At 45.2% G+C, this 14,846-nt stretch carries 13 protein-coding genes; 3 read left to right on the top strand and 10 right to left on the bottom strand.

Annotated elements, in window-relative coordinates; all coding sequences use genetic code 11:
* Window positions 1-25: 25 nt before the first annotated feature.
* Window positions 26-676: a L,D-transpeptidase gene (locus AZI85_RS01360; protein WP_063242386.1), complete on the bottom strand. Its 651-nt coding sequence runs from the start codon at window positions 674-676 to the stop codon at window positions 26-28.
* A 209-nt stretch (window positions 677-885) separates the two neighbouring features.
* On the opposite strand from AZI85_RS01360, the gene AZI85_RS01355 reads away from it, so the two are divergent.
* Together AZI85_RS01355 and AZI85_RS01350 are read left to right on the top strand one after the other, a co-directional pair.
* Window positions 886-1,380, top strand: coding sequence for a hypothetical protein (locus AZI85_RS01355; RefSeq protein ID WP_063242650.1), 495 nt, complete (start codon window positions 886-888; stop codon window positions 1,378-1,380).
* Window positions 1,377-2,519 carry a winged helix-turn-helix domain-containing protein gene (locus tag AZI85_RS01350; RefSeq protein ID WP_063242385.1) on the top strand — a complete coding sequence of 381 codons (1,143 nt, stop codon included), beginning with the start codon at window positions 1,377-1,379 and terminating at the stop codon, window positions 2,517-2,519. The genes AZI85_RS01355 and AZI85_RS01350 overlap by 4 nt, the downstream gene beginning before the upstream one ends.
* Before the next feature lie 23 nt (window positions 2,520-2,542).
* Here AZI85_RS01350 and AZI85_RS01345 read toward each other — a convergent pair whose 3' ends face one another.
* Together AZI85_RS01345 and AZI85_RS01340 are read right to left on the bottom strand one after the other, a co-directional pair.
* Window positions 2,543-3,049, bottom strand: coding sequence for a DUF1993 domain-containing protein (locus AZI85_RS01345; protein ID WP_063242384.1), 507 nt, complete (start codon window positions 3,047-3,049; stop codon window positions 2,543-2,545).
* Window positions 3,050-3,082: 33 nt separating this feature from the next.
* Complete coding sequence (locus tag AZI85_RS01340) at window positions 3,083-3,871, bottom strand: SDR family NAD(P)-dependent oxidoreductase (protein ID WP_063242383.1); 789 nt, start codon at window positions 3,869-3,871, stop codon at window positions 3,083-3,085.
* Between the two features lie 95 nt (window positions 3,872-3,966).
* On the opposite strand from AZI85_RS01340, the gene AZI85_RS01335 reads away from it, so the two are divergent.
* A complete protein-coding gene (locus tag AZI85_RS01335) occupies window positions 3,967-4,869 on the top strand; it encodes a LysR family transcriptional regulator (RefSeq protein ID WP_172795286.1) in 903 nt (300 codons plus the stop codon).
* A gap of 173 nt (window positions 4,870-5,042) precedes the next feature.
* Here AZI85_RS01335 and AZI85_RS01330 read toward each other — a convergent pair whose 3' ends face one another.
* The 7 genes from AZI85_RS01330 to AZI85_RS01300 form a co-directional block, all read right to left on the bottom strand.
* Window positions 5,043-5,540, bottom strand: a complete 498-nt coding sequence (locus AZI85_RS01330) for an SgcJ/EcaC family oxidoreductase (protein WP_081110872.1) — start codon at window positions 5,538-5,540, stop codon at window positions 5,043-5,045.
* Window positions 5,541-5,632: 92 nt separating this feature from the next.
* On the bottom strand, window positions 5,633-6,595 hold the full coding sequence (locus tag AZI85_RS01325; RefSeq protein WP_063242380.1) for an ROK family protein: 963 nt from the start codon (window positions 6,593-6,595) through the stop codon (window positions 5,633-5,635).
* 4 nt (window positions 6,596-6,599) lie between these two features.
* The gene (locus AZI85_RS01320) at window positions 6,600-8,048 is read right to left on the bottom strand and encodes an alpha-amylase (RefSeq protein WP_063242379.1); all 1,449 of its coding nucleotides are present in this window, start codon (window positions 8,046-8,048) and stop codon (window positions 6,600-6,602) included.
* 9 nt (window positions 8,049-8,057) lie between these two features.
* Window positions 8,058-9,098, bottom strand: coding sequence for an ABC transporter ATP-binding protein (locus AZI85_RS01315; RefSeq protein WP_063242378.1), 1,041 nt, complete (start codon window positions 9,096-9,098; stop codon window positions 8,058-8,060).
* A 2-nt stretch (window positions 9,099-9,100) separates the two neighbouring features.
* Window positions 9,101-9,919, bottom strand: coding sequence for a sugar ABC transporter permease (locus tag AZI85_RS01310; protein ID WP_063242377.1), 819 nt, complete (start codon window positions 9,917-9,919; stop codon window positions 9,101-9,103).
* A complete protein-coding gene (locus AZI85_RS01305; protein ID WP_063242376.1) occupies window positions 9,916-12,123 on the bottom strand; it encodes an extracellular solute-binding protein in 2,208 nt (735 codons plus the stop codon). Before AZI85_RS01305 ends, AZI85_RS01310 begins: the two co-directional genes overlap by 4 nt.
* Window positions 12,123-14,774, bottom strand: a complete 2,652-nt coding sequence (locus tag AZI85_RS01300) for an alpha-1,6-glucosidase domain-containing protein (protein ID WP_081110871.1) — start codon at window positions 14,772-14,774, stop codon at window positions 12,123-12,125. Before AZI85_RS01300 ends, AZI85_RS01305 begins: the two co-directional genes overlap by 1 nt.
* Window positions 14,775-14,846 lie beyond the last annotated feature (72 nt).

The following is a 14,846-nucleotide window of genomic DNA, read 5'->3' as shown; positions in this document are numbered from 1 at the left end:
GGGATATTCCACTGAAAAACCTAGATCACTGCACGGTAATCCATACATTGCGTACTCCGTTCGCTCGCACCAGGCGATTGAACGTATATGCGTTGTCGGGATGCATGCGGATACATCCGTGCGATGCCCGGGTTCCTAGCTTAGGCCAATTCGATCGTGGAGTCCCGTGGAGGGCAAAACCACCTCGAATAAATACGGCATAAGGCATATTACCTAACCCATTATAGTCTCCTCCAGGGAATTTGCTAGAGGTGTATCTGTCATAGATACGTCCATCTGGATGTTTGTCGAAGTTGGGTGTTCCATGTCCGCTAACTCCAGTAGAAACAGCCCAAGAACCTCTTAGACTTCCATTCACATACAAGTACATTCTCTGAGTATCTTTTACAACTTGTGCCCAGACGGCGCAGTTTGCTCTTCGACAGGTATCTAAGCCAATGATGTCGTTAATAAAGGCATCGGGAAGATGCGCAGGTTTACCTGTTTCTTCTTCATAAATTTTATCGTAGTACTCTAAGGTTTCTTCGATGTTCGGATCGAAGGGGTCGAGTTCCTCAATCATGTTGGGAATGCGTTCGTCTTCCGCCAAGGCTTCTGCAGTTTGTGCGTTGGCTTGGAAATTTATGCCAAAAAGTAGTGAGAAAACGAAGGTTGTTATCTTCAGCCCTGTTTTCATAAACACCTCCTGTGTTTGTGTTGTTGATAGTTCCGAGTTCAATGTTACTGCTCCGGTACAACACGGGAGGGCCGTCTTAAGACGCCTGACATGCAATTCGTGAGATTTCAGCCTTCTGCAGAGCCCGATTTCTGGTTCTTAAGAAACATTTGCGCACCGAAGTCGGGAGGCTGTATTTGTCAGAAATCTATGTTAGATGTCTTAAACATATGGAAAATAATGTCTGCTGTTCATGCCAAAAACCGAAAGCGACCCTGGAATGCGGTCACTGCAAGAGCGCCGTCTGTAAGAACTGCGCGCAGTTCTTAGAAAAAGACACTTTCTCTTTCTTGCAGGTTCTGTCTGAAGAGCTGTCTCACAGCACTTACTGTGGGGCTTGTTACGATAATCACGTGGCTCCGCAGCTGGCGGACTACAGCGAGACGATGGAAGAAGCGAAGAACGTGGCTGTGTTTTTCAAAACGCAGACAAAGGAAACTCGACTTTTAAAGCGCAAAGAAAAGCCTTTCAAAGTGAAAGATTGTCCTGATCGCGAAGAGACTTTGTTAAGATTGGCATTTTTAGCTGCCAAGGCGAAATTTAACGGCCTGATTGATGTGGATATCCAGTCGGAAAAAGTCTTGCAAGGTCGTTATCAAAGTACGAAGTGGAGTGGCACGGGTATTCCCGTTCAACTTGAATCAAAAAGGCTTTTACCAAAATGAAGTTAACCAAAGCGCAGGCTCGACGTTTGTGGATTCATGCACAAAGGCTGGACTCTTCTGCGCCTTTTGGAGCAGGCCCGAAAGCGACGACGGCCGCCGTGGATCACTTAGGGTACGTGCAAATCGATACCATTCATGTCATCGAACGTTGTCATCACCACATTTTGTATTCACGCATTCCGAAATATCGAAGACAGGATCTACATTCAGCACAGACGACAGAAAAGTCGGTGTTTGAGTATTGGACCCATGCGCTAGCCTATGTTCCAACCAAAGACTTTCGATATTTCATGAATGATATGAAAAGACGACGTCTAGAACCTTCAAATTGGTACAAGAGTGTAAAAAAAGAAGATCTGCAAAAAGTCCTTAAGTTAATTAAAAAAGACGGCGCAATTTCTATTCGTGACATCGAAGATGATGTCTTAATTGAAAAAGACCATCCATGGGTCAGTCGGAAGCCTTCAAAGAAAGCCCTCCAACTGGCTTTTAATGGCGGTCTTTTAACTGTGTCTGAGCGATTGGGTATGCTGAAGAAGTATGAACTTTTAGACCGTCATTTTGGCTGGAAGAAAAAACCAAAAGCAGCTTCCACGAAAGAAGTTTATAATTATCTTTTAGATCGCGCTCTTCGTTCGCAATCTTTTGTCAGCTTAGATTCTGTCTGTCACTTATATCCTAGTCGCAAACCAGAAATTCGTCGCCTGATCGATCAAAGACTTAAGAAGAAAGAACTTTTAGAAGTCGAAGTGGAAGGTATTTCAAAGTACCAGTTGTGGATTCGGCCTGAAGATCTGGACACAAACTTAGAATCGCAGCCGATCGCACACATTCTATCTCCTTTTGATCCTTTGATTATTCAAAGAAAAAGACTGCAAGCTATTTTTGATTATGAACATCGTTTCGAAGCTTATATCCCGAAAGAGAAACGAGTCTTCGGATATTTTGCTTTACCCGTTTTGCTGGATGATGAAATTGTTGCGGCTGTAGACTTAAAAACCGATCGGGCCAATAAAGAACTTCTGGTGCAAAAGTGGACGTGGTTAGGAAAACACAAGTCAAAGAAGAATAAAGAGCGTATTGAAGAAGAACTTCATCGCTTTGAAAAATTTCAGCTGGCTAAAGAAGAAACCCCTTAACTTCTTAAGGGGTTTAAATTCGATTAATGATTAAAAGGAAGTTTTCCTAGGTAATCGTTTTTACCTACATCCACACCATTATGACGTAGGATCGCGTAAGCCGTCGTCACATGAAAATAGAAATTCGGAATAGCGTGGTTGACGACGTAGTCATCGCCTTTCATCCATTTGCCTTCCCAACGAGGTTGAGTCACTTGTTTTGCCGAAGCCTCGGAATAATCTTTAGATGTCAAACCCTCTAAATATCCAATAGTACCTGCAATTCGTGCTTTCAATTCCGGGAAAGTCTTTTCTGTGTCTTCATTAGAAGGTGCTGTTTTTCCTGTTAAACGAAAACCGCAAAGCTTCGCCGTATCGCAAGCGATCTGAATTTGGCGAGCCAATGGAAATTGGTCCGGAGCCAAGCGAGACTGAACCAAAACATCTGTTGAAAACTTTTTCGCGTCAGCATGCTGGGCTGCTTTATCTAATAGGCCATCCAAATTACGAAGCATTTTAATAAACTGGGGAACAGTTAGGTCAAAGATCATTTCTTTCTCCTCGGTGATGAGTCCGACTTATTCTTAAACGATTGTTTTTAACAAACCACCATCAACGCGAAGCGCAGACCCCGTAATTGCGGAAGCTTCTTCACTGCTTAAATAGCTGACGAAAGAACCGATCTCTTCAGGACGAATAAAACGTTTTAAAAGGGATGTGGGACGTGCATTTTTAAAGAAATCTTTTTCAATCTCTTCTTCGGACATCTTTGCTTTTTCAGCTAACTGTTTCAGGAATGTGCCCACTCCTTCAGATTTGGTAGGACCCACCAACACGGAATTCACGGTGACGTTTGTTTGAGCGGCGGCTTCTGCCAAACCCCGCGCTAAAGAAAGCTGTGCCGTTTTAGAAACACCGTAGTGAATCATCTCTATGGGGATTTGCAAAGCGGACTCGCTGGAAACAAAAATGATACGACCATAATTCTTTTTCAACATGCGCGGGAAATAGTGTCTTGCTAAACGTGCGCCGGAAAGAAAATTGGCATTCCACATTTTGTTCCAATCTTCATCCGTGATATCGACAAAATCTTTGGGTTCAAAGATTCCGAAGTTATTCACAAGAACATCCACATCGGCAAAAAGATCGGTGATGGTATTAATGCCGTCAATGGTAGTTAAATCCGCCGCCACACCCTGCAAAGAGTTTTTGGCAGCCCCATTTTCGATTAGCTGATTGATCGCGTGGTTCACACGGGCTTCACTGCGCCCATTGATAATCACGTCAAAGCCTTGCTGAATCATTTTTTCTGCAATGGCAAAGCCAATGCCGGCTGTGGAACCTGTGACTAAGGCTATGCGTTTTTTCTTCATAAGGCCTCCGATTTTAATTCCATCTCACTTTACGCTATTTCTGATTCACTGATAATACATTGAACCAGAGAAACATTTTTTCTATTATGGAAAATATGAAAATTCAGAATTTAGAGGATCTCGTTGCTTTTTTGCAGGTGGCAGAGCTTAAAAGTTTCTCTCAAGCGGCCAAAACTCTTTCCGTCCCTGTCTCTGTTCTAAGTAAGCGCATCGCAAGATTAGAAGACGTGTTGGGCTTGCGACTTTTTCAGCGCAGTACGCGTGCGGTGAATCTCACTGAAGAAGGAAAGATTTTAGTACCGCAAGCGCAGCGAATCTTAGGTGATATCAAGGAAGTCGAAGAACAGTTTGCCGACACGAATGAATTGAAAGGCCCTGTTCGTTTGACTTTGCCATTAACATTAGCTCAAGGACCGATTGCTAAAATCCTGGCGGACTTTTCAAAGAACCATCCGAAAGTGGAAGTCAGCGTGCACTTCAGTGATAAACTCGAAAAGCTGGTGGAGTCAGGTTTTGATTTGGCGATTCGCTTTTCAACGCTTGAAGATTCTTCTTTGATTGCCCGCCGTTTAGGCCCGAACTATCTAAAGATTGTTGCCTCGCCCTCATACTTAAAAAAACACGGTACCCCCAAGACGGTGAAAGATCTTTTGAAGCATCGTCTGTTCTTTCTTTCAATTCATCGCCAAAGAAAGTTTATGAAGTCAGGGCTAAGTCTGGGTGAAATCAGCAAAGAACCCACCACTCATTCCAATAACGGTTTGTTCCTTACGGAGCTTATGAAGCTCGGAGCGGGGATTGCCGTTCGATCTCACTGGGATGTGGCTGATCTCTTGAAGAAAAAAGAGGTCGTTGAAGTTGTACTCAATGATCGACTGGAAAGCGGACATGACGCTTACATCGTGACCCCATCCAACCGTTATATGTCTCGACGGGTGCGGGCGTTGATGGACACTTTGGTGCAGGAATTTCCAAAGTTCCTCGAGTCCGCAAATTGACATAGAATCCACGGGGCAAAATCACCCAGAGATGAGGAGAAAAGGGAGCGCGATTTCGTTCACATTCAATACGTAAGAATAGAGGTCTGGCACTGATCCTGCTTATAGAAATCAGTGTAATCCTTTTCCAGTCCCTGCATGGGGGCCCTGTCGTGGGGCCTCCTTATTTTTTTCTAAAATCCTTGCGCACTTTTTTCAGAGCGAAAGGATTCACGCATCTCGCGTCTTAATTCTAAAGCTAATTTGTCAATTTCTTCGGGCCGACCATGGAAGGCGGCCGGAGTATTCTGAAATATTGATATTCGCCAGTGATCATCGTCCTTCACACTGACAAGCGTTTGTATGGCCGTCAGTTCAGGTAAAATATCCGTCTTACCAGGCGGAATCATGCCGGCGACGGCGTTTAACACAGCGACTTCTGGAGCGATAAAGCGCACGTTGCGAACGATGTTTACGAAAGATCCTGTGGGATGATGAAAGAAAATCGTAGCCAGATGCTTTCCGATCTCTTCTTGACCCATCAGATGACTGCCATCAAAACCGATCATATTCGCATCTTCCGAAAAAAGATGAGCCATGTCGGCGGCACTGCGCTTGTTCCACGCACTTAAAAGGTTGTGATACAAAATGCGAATCTGCGATTCTTCGCCTGTGTGAGGATGTAAATCCACGACCACCTCCCGCTAGAGTGCTTGAGCAAAGTTTGCGAGAGTTTTAAAAGTGTCGCAAGGCTAGGCCGCAAATGACATCACGACCTAGGGACTTATTTCTTAAGAGCTAGATAAGGAAGATAACCCGCGCCTAGAACTCCGGCGTGGTTTTTAGTTTTCGCAATTTCAATCTTGCACTCAAACATAGGATTCATTTGTTGAATCATTTTTTTGTAGTGAGATTTTAGATCATTGAAATAAAGACCTTTAATCTTAATCAGGCCACCGCTTAAGAAAATTCTTTCCAGGTTATACCCAATCGATAGGTCATAGCACAGACAAGCCAGCGCCCAGCCCATCTCTTTGAACAGCACTTGGTATTTGGCGTCTTTGGATTCTACAAGTTCTTCAACCGAGTTCCCGGTGAAGCCAAGTTCTTTCGCGCGACGAAGAAGTCCGGTACCTGAAGCGACACCTTCTACTGTGCAGTGATGAAGTTTATCCGGAGACTCTTGAAGTTTTTTGAAATCAACAATGGTGTGACCGTATTCAGAACCCATGCCGCGGCTTTGTGCGGGGAAGCCATTGAAAATCACACCTGATCCCACACCCGTACCCACGGTGACGACCGCATAAGAGCGCATGCCTTTACCGCCACCAACCCAACCTTCCGCTAACGCCGCGGCTGTGCCGTCGTGTTGGAAATGCACTTTTGTCTTAAAACCACGAGCATTGATTTCTTTCGCAACCAGATCCCGGATAGGAACGATCTTCCAGCCTGGATAATTCATCGGGTGAATCAGTTTTCCTTCTTCCGCATTGAGGGGGCCGGCACTTGCTAATCCGATACCTAAAAAATGCTTTCCGGTTGTTTCTTTCGGAAAACGTTTTTTAAAATCCATCGCGATATCTGCCATCAGATTGATCACACGCTTTTGAGTTTGTAACGCCGACTTTTCACGTTTCATATCCACAGGTACTTTAATAAAATCCAGCATCGTGCCACTATTATCTAAAAGGGCTGCTGCTAATTTAGTACCGCCAAGATCAAAGCCGATAGTGTATGTCTTTTTCATGGATTTACTTTTTTCTAGTTTTAAATGGAGAAGTTTTTAAAAGTACGACAGCAGACATCGCCGGAATCGTCGCATGAACATATCCACGATTCGTCACCGTCCAAGAATCAGTGCAAGTTTTTGTGCGCGGATTGTAGTCCGAGCTTACTATATTGCAGTAAGTGCCTGGGGTCAGTGACGTCGCAAAATCGCGTTGCATCTGTGAATCAGAATAATTCATAGCTACAAAGCCGAAACTGCCACGACTGAAAGACAATTGGTCTTTGCCGTTAGACCACCAATTAGAAATATAAAATGCCTTGTCCGTTTGGTTTCTAAAATCCACCATCGCGGCGACTTCAGGTAAACGATGTTCACAAGTCCAAGGGGCCACGCATTTGCCATTCTGATCAAATACGGGCTGGGATTTCATTTCTGAAGTCAGGGGAGGACCTTGATCAAAGTTATCAAATTTAAATCCCGAGAAGAGTTGTGGATAGCCATAGGGCCACGCCAACATGAAAACCTGAGCCAAACGGTACAAGCGCTGCTCAGTGCCGTTGTAACTTAATACCGAACTAGCATCGTGACGTTCAAGATCGTGATTGGTTGCAAAGACAATAGAGTCTTTGCTGTCAGGAAAACCTTCGGCAATACGGTGAAGACGTTCGGCATCTTTAAAGCGCAACCCACCTGCCAGTGCGCGAGGATAGTCATAGGCCATCACGTCGCCATAGGGAAGATACTCGCTGTATTGGATAGGGCCTTTGGGATCGTAGATGACTTCGTGATAAATATAAGCAGAACGCTTTAGGCGCGAGTAAATCGCCGCAAGATCTTGAGCTGGAATATGTTTGGCAGCATCGATACGAAAACCGGCAACACCCAAATCCAAAAGTTTATTCAAATAAGCCGCTAGACGATCTCGTACATATTCTGTTTCTGTTGCGAGATCTGCAAGGTCGACAAGTTCACAGTTTTGAATTTCGTAGCGGTCTGAATAATCAACGATGTTGTCATTGCCGTTACGACCACAGTGGTGAAAATCTTTGTGCGAATAAAGACCGGGATAATCGTAGTGAGTGAACGCCGTTCCGCCAAAACCAACGCCTCCGGGAATACCCGTGGTGTGATTAATCACAGCATCGGCATACACATCGACCCCGACAGACTGACAGCGACGAACCATGTCGGCAAATTCAGCCTCATTGCCACTACGAGAATTTAAATTATAGCTTGCAACTTGATAGCGTTCCCACCAAGGAGTGTTTTCCCACATGATGTGTTCGTGGGGAGGAGATACCTGAACCGCAGAAAAACCAGCGGGCCCCAGGTAATTTTCGCATTCATTGGCGACATCAGCCCAAGACCACTCAAACAGTTGTACAAAGACAGTGCGCGGAGCTGCATGCACCTGCAGGCTTGTCACAAAGATGGCAAAACAAAGAAGGCGTGCCCAAAGGCTCAAAGACATGCAGTCTCCTTAAAGTCGCTTATTCAGTCCCGTTTTTTTATCAAAGAGGTGGGACTTTGTCAGGTCGATCTTTAAACGAACCTTTTCATCTTTAGAAAAATTATAAGAAGAATCCACAAGAATTCTGACACTTTGGCCCTCTAAAGAGCCATGAAGCATCTGTTGGCCTCCCAAATTTTCAGAAAGCTCGATTTGGTAGCTTCCCAGCTCTAATTCATTGCTTTCCAAGTTCCCGTTGGAAATTTTAAAGGCCTCAGGGCGCACACCTAAAATGTCGCCGTCTTGGACTTCTTTCCAAGGAAGTTTTTTCAACAAAGAACCTTCAATAAAGTTCATTTCCGGAGAACCAATAAACCCGGCGATGAAAAGATTTTTAGGCTGGTGATAAATTTGCGTAGGAGTTCCAACTTGTTCCACGATCCCGTCTTTTAGAACGGCGATACGGTCGCCCATAGTTGTTGCTTCCATCTGGTCATGGGTGACGTAAATCATCGTGGATTTCAAGCTTTGGTGAAGGCGTTTGATCTCAACACGCATTTGACTGCGCAAATGGGCATCCAAGTTTGAAAGAGGTTCGTCAAAAAGAACGATCGATGTTTGGCGAGCCAAAGCACGGCCCAAAGCCACGCGCTGACGTTGACCACCGGAAAGTTCTTTAGGTTTGCGATCCAGTAAATGAGAGATTTGCAGAAGTTCAGCGATCTGGTGCACGCGCTTGCTGATTTCGTCTTTGGATTTTTTTTGCAGTTTTAAAGCAAAGCCCATGTTTTCTGCGACATTCATGTGCGGATAAAGCGCGTAGTTTTGAAATACCATGGCGATGTCACGATCTTGAGGTTCGCGCTTGGCAATAGATTTTCCGCTCACCTTGATGTCGCCGCCATCTAACTTTTCAAGACCGGCAAGCGTTCTTAGCAAAGTGGACTTTCCGCAACCGGAAGGACCGACAAGAACCAAGAATTCACCGCTGGTGATTTCAAGATCAATGTTTTTTAGAATTTGTGAAGCACCAAAGCTTTTAGAGGCTTTAGAAAATTCAATAGATGCCATAATCAACCCTTCACGCTACCCATAGTTAAACCAGAAACCAAATAGCGGGAGATACTAATGAACAAAATCAAAACTGGAACGCTGACGATCAAAGCTCCTGCCGCATAAAGACCCCACTGTGTCGCCATGCTCGCTTGGAAAGAGCGAAGCCCCAATGGCAGTGTATAAAGATGTGGATCTTGCAGGACCACGGCCGCAATCACGTATTCACTCCAACTGCTTAAAAAACTAAATAGAGCTGTGATCACTAAAGCCGGCGAAGAGACAGGCAGAATGATTTTATAAAAAGTCATCCAGCGCGAACAACCGTCGAGCAAGGCCGCTTCTTCAAGCTCTTTAGGAATCGTGTCGTAGTAAGCCTTCATCTGCCACACGCAGAAAGGAAGAGCCGTCGAGGAATAGATAAGGAAAAGTCCCCAAAAGCTATCGATCAAACGCAATTTTGAAAGAATGATGTAAAAAGGAAGAATAAGCATGGTCGCCGGGAACATTTGGGTCGCCAGCAGCGAAAAGAGCATCATGTTGCGACCGCGGAAGCGATAGCGCGAAAGAGCATAGGCGCTGGTTGAAGCGAAGGCCACGCCCAAAAGAGTCGTCATCGTCGCCACTAGCAAAGAATTGCGCATCCAGAGCAAGAAATCTGTTTTCGTGAAAAGATCCACAAAGTTTTTCAGCGTGGAAGTCGATGTGATGATTTCCAAAGATTGTGATTGGAAAGCATTGTCGCCACGTAAAGAAACGGAAAGTACGTAAAGGATCGGATAGACCGAAAACACCGCAAAAATAAGAATGCTAAACCAAGCCAAAGTTTTTTTAATCACTTGGTCTCCTTTCTGTATTGGCCAACTAAAGAGCCCAAGCTCCATACAGCAAGAATTAAGAAAATAAGAACAGAAACGGCCGCTGCATATCCGTAGCGATACAAGTTAAATGCCGCTTTATAAACGTAACTTACTAAAATGTGAGTTTGATCACCTGGTTCGCCGGCATTGCTGACAAGCCAAACGATGTTCAAATTATTAAATGTCCAGATAGAGCCTAAAAGGGCCGCTGGAACCATCACCGGCATCAGAAGCGGCAAAGTGATATGACGGAATCTTTGCCATGCATTGGCTTTATCTAAATAAGCGGCTTCATAAAGAGAGTGCGGAATGGACTGCAATCCTCCGAGTGCGACGATCATCATGAATGGGAAACCCAACCACACATTCGTTATAATACACGCCGTGAAGGCCGTGAAAGGCTGACTCAACCACTGCACTGGAGACAGATGCAAGAACTGTTGCAGGAACTGATTGATGGGTCCGTACTCTTGATTGAACATCCCGCGCCACGTAAGAGCTGTGATGTATTGAGGCACCGCCCAAGGAATAATGAACAGCGTTCTCCAGAAGCCTTTAGCAGGCATTACTTGATTGATGATAACTGCTAAGAAAACACCAATCGTAACATGGAAGAAGACATTCACGACCGTCCAGATAATTGTCTTTAAGAACAAAGAATAGAACTTAGGATCGCTCAACGCACTGACGTAGTGTTGAAGGCCCACGATCGACCAATCTTGGAAGGTGCGAAGACTGAAGTTCGAAAAGGAAATCGCGATATTATAGAAAAACGGATAGATAATAACGGCAAAAATTCCCACGAACGCCGGAAGCATCATGTAGTACACGAATCTTTGCGGGCCTTTGAACCCTTGAAAGAATCCAACAAAAGATTTACGCGACATCCAGGCAAGAGCTAGTACAAGAATAACGATGATCGCTTTAATAACAAACGCAGAAGCATCCTGCTGCAGGATCTCGTTCATGTCCGTGATTTGCGCTTCTGCAAGTTTTTGTGCGCCTTCCGCTGCCTGGTCTGGAATCAATGAGTTCGCCAAAAGTTTTTGGTACTGGATACGTAAACTGTCCCACACGCCACGAATTTCAGGAACCACAGGCATGGGAGTTCCTACTTCCATGATTTCTGAAGACACTTCAAGCAGGGGATTGTTTTTGACGACAGGATTGTCACGAAGACTTAAGTTTGATGGCAGGACACCCACACGCTCCATGAACATCAATTGCACTCGTTCTGAGGTCAGGTAGCGCAAAAGTTTGAGCGCGGCCTCTTCATGTTCCGGAGTTTGCATATTGACGTTCAAAGAATAGCCGGCTGTTCCCACCAAAGGACTTGGCCACTTTTTAGTCTCAGAAATCATCGGGATGCGAGCGATTCCGAAATCCATTCCGGCGTCTTTGTAATCGCCCCAAGACCAATCACCGTTGATGAGCATAGCGGCTTTGCCTTGTTTAAACAGAGCATTGGCCGTTTCGTAGTCACACTCCTTAGGAATGATCTTGTACTTGTCGCGAAGTTGCAGAATGAATTCAAAGGTCTTGCGCAAAGCCGGCGTGTTTAAGTTGGGCTTTGCGTCGTCTGTCATGAAGGCTTCGCCGAAGGCAGGGATAAACGGCGCAAAGAAGAAGGGTTCCGTGTAGTTAAAAACCAAACCATAGCGGTCGATTTTTCCGTCTCCGTTTAAGTCCTTAGTGTGCTCTTTACCAATCGCAATCAATTCATCGGAATTTTGCGGAGGCTTAGAAATTAATTTCTTATTATAGATGAGCATCAGATGATTACCGACGGCGCCACCAATCATATAATGTTTGTCGCGGTAAACGGGAATAGCCAAAGGATCAAATTGTTTGAAGTAATCAGGTTCAAGAACTTCATCCAAAGGACGGATGATATTCATCGTCGCAAAAGGCCCGATCTGATCGCTGGGCCCGAACACGAGTTCTGGACCCGAACCGCCCATGGCGGCTGCTTGATAGCTAGAACGCAACTCTTCAGTTTCTCGATAAGTTTCTTGAACGACGATACCGGGGTGTTCTTTTTCGAATTCTCTTAAGGCATCTGATAAGACCACGCGGTGGCCATAGATCATTTGATGCCAAAGCTGAACACGCAAAGGTTTTGCGGCCTCGGCGAAAGAGCATAAGAATAAAAGACAAAGAAATGCGAACTTACCAAACTTCATTAATAATTCCGATTAGCATTATTCAAGAGTTGAAGAATCACCGTCGTGCGACCAGGAATTTGCACCAGTCTTTGTGAAGGTTGTAAAACAACTTGAGACAAAAGTGGATCGACTGCTTCATCAAACAACGGATGAAGTTTCCAGTTATAACGAAGTTTTGCATTCGAAAATGTGCGCGCTTCGCGAGAAGCATTGAAAAGGACCAATAAAGCTTCGCTATCGTTTTTCAAAAGCATCGCGATCAGCCCTGGCTCTGCAGATGTTTCGTTATCGATGAAACTTAAGTGCTGAGCAATGGCTTCAGAAGTATTTAATTTAAATAACGGACTGCTTTGACGAACTCGCAAAAGACCTTTGAAATATTCTTTTGTTCTTTGAATTTGAGCCGCTGAAACTTTCATTTCTGGTGCCATCAGACGTGGTTGCCAGAAGGCCCAGTCGTTTAAATTCTTCCATGCTGGAGGAAGTCCTGCACCCCAATAGTTTGTCGTGCCTTTCCAATCAATGCGATTGAAGAAGTCGCCCGAATCATAACTGTCTTGGTCGCCATTTTTAGAACGTAGCAACTCGGTGCCGGATTCAATGAAAGGTAAACCCTGGCCTAACATAGGAATAGATAGTGCCAACTGGTGCATGCGACGACGTTCTTCGCTGCTCGCAATAGAAGGGGTGCGATTGTAGTTGTTAAATGGAGCTTTAGCCTGAACCGCATCCCACAATCCATAACCATCATGCGCGGAAACATAGTTAATAGTTTCCAAAGCTTCGTTCGCAAAGGCGACCGGGGCGCCACGGAATTTTAAATCATTAGCGCGAATCGTATGGCCCAAGTGTTCTTTAAATTCAAATTCAGCAATATTTCCCGCAAGCCCTACTTTGATCACATCGCCTAAATGAAGAAGTTTGCCTCTTTGATCTTCTAAGTAGATCGGTGTGTTGCGATTTGCGGGCTCTTCGTTAAAGTCGAAGTAAAGACCGGTCGCAAAACCTTGATCGGATTTTTCAGCGGCTGAAGTTGTTCCACCACGGACGGCGTCACGCAGGCGATCGTTGAAGAAGCCATACTCCGTGCCGTAGGAGTTTTCAATCGTCATGGCTTCTTTGGGATTTGAGTCGAAGAAAGAGCCAAAACTCCAGCCTTCACCGTAAAGAAGAATCTTAGATCCATCGACGCCATCGTTTTGCAGAGTCAAGCCACGAACCGCATCGCGAATGCGAGCCATAGTGCCACGCGAATGGAAAGACATTAAATCAAAACGGAAGCCATCGAGTTTATAAGTGCGCGCCCAGTGAAGAACACTATCAATCATCAGCTTTTCCATCATGCGATGTTCACTGGCTGTGTCGTTGCAACAAGAGCTCTTGAAAGTGCGACCCTCTTCATCGACGCGATAGTAATAAAGTGGCACGATTTTATCGAAGACAGAATAGGGTTCTGCGCCCCCTTGATAGGTGTGGTTCAAAACGACGTCTTGAACAACGCGCAAACCGATATTGTTGATAGCGGCGACCATTTCACGAACTTCTTTTACGCGGGAAGCGCCATCCGCATCCACTGCATAACTGCCTTCAGGAGTCAGGTAATGAACAGGATCATAACCCCAGTTGAAGGGATCGGAAGTTCTCATGCCGCCGATAAGGCTTTGGGGCTCTTGCAAGTTTGAGCTTGGACCTTGATAGTTGTCCCACTCGCTTTTTCTTTCATTCACGCTGCCAAAATCATTGAACGGTAGAAGATGAACGTGGGTTAAACCTGCATCTGCGAGGTCCTTCAGATGTTGAACACCAGAAGCACGCTCGAAAGTGAATGCCAAATATGTTCCGCGATAATCCGGGGGGATGCTGTTTTCATTGGCGCTGAAATCTCTAAGGTGAAGTTCATAAATGATTGAATCATTCAAAGAGTTCAGCGCTGGCTTTTGCAAAGACTCCCAGCCTTGCGGAGTCGTATTCGACGAAGTCAAGCTGACGAGTTGAGACTTTTCACCGTTGATCGAAAGAGATTTGCTGTAAGGATCAGTGACTAAATAAGTCTCGATCTTATTCGTCAAAGGCTGAAAGCTCGTCACTTCGTAAAGGTAGAAATAATTTTCGTAACTGCGAGAAAGAGGAAAATGCCACACACCTTGATCAAGGCGGTCTCCCTCTAAAATCGCGGCGGGGACTTCATCAGTGCTCGTGCGGAAAAGATGCAATCGCACGTTCTGAGCCGTCGGGGCCCAAAGTTTCACGTCACAGTGAGACTCGCAGTTAGCTCCTAAATCATCGCCTTCATAGAAGTAAGAAGAATCTAAAAGTCCTGCGTATTGCACACTTGTAGAATCTAAAAGTGTTCGGTTGTTGGCAGTGATCACGACCTTCAAAGGCTTACGAATCAAAGAGTCGATATTCGATTTTTTTATGTGAGCCGTACTAAGCCACGCATAGGCACCTTGTACGGAAATAACCGGAAGGTTGATGGGAGTGTTCTGTGCTAACGGCAAAGAGCCATCGACGAAATAGAATTGTGTGCTTGCACTGACATAAAAACCTGGAGGAAGTTTGAGCTTCAATTGAGTGGCATCAATCCACTTGGCACGTGCGTCGCCAGCGATTGCAGGTAAGCAATAGAAGAAAACTAAGCATAGAAAACTCCAAGACTTTTTGCGCAAGCATCCCCCTCAAGTAAAAGCTTCAGTCTCTCTGCGTAATGTGTAGTCAGGCGCAGACTTTATGGGTAAGCC

The organism is Bdellovibrio bacteriovorus (assembly GCF_001592755.1).
GTDB classification, from domain to species: Bacteria; Bdellovibrionota; Bdellovibrionia; order Bdellovibrionales; family Bdellovibrionaceae; genus Bdellovibrio; species Bdellovibrio bacteriovorus_E.
Note: the sequence above shows the minus strand (reverse complement) of the source record. Positions and strands in the feature narration are given on the sequence as shown.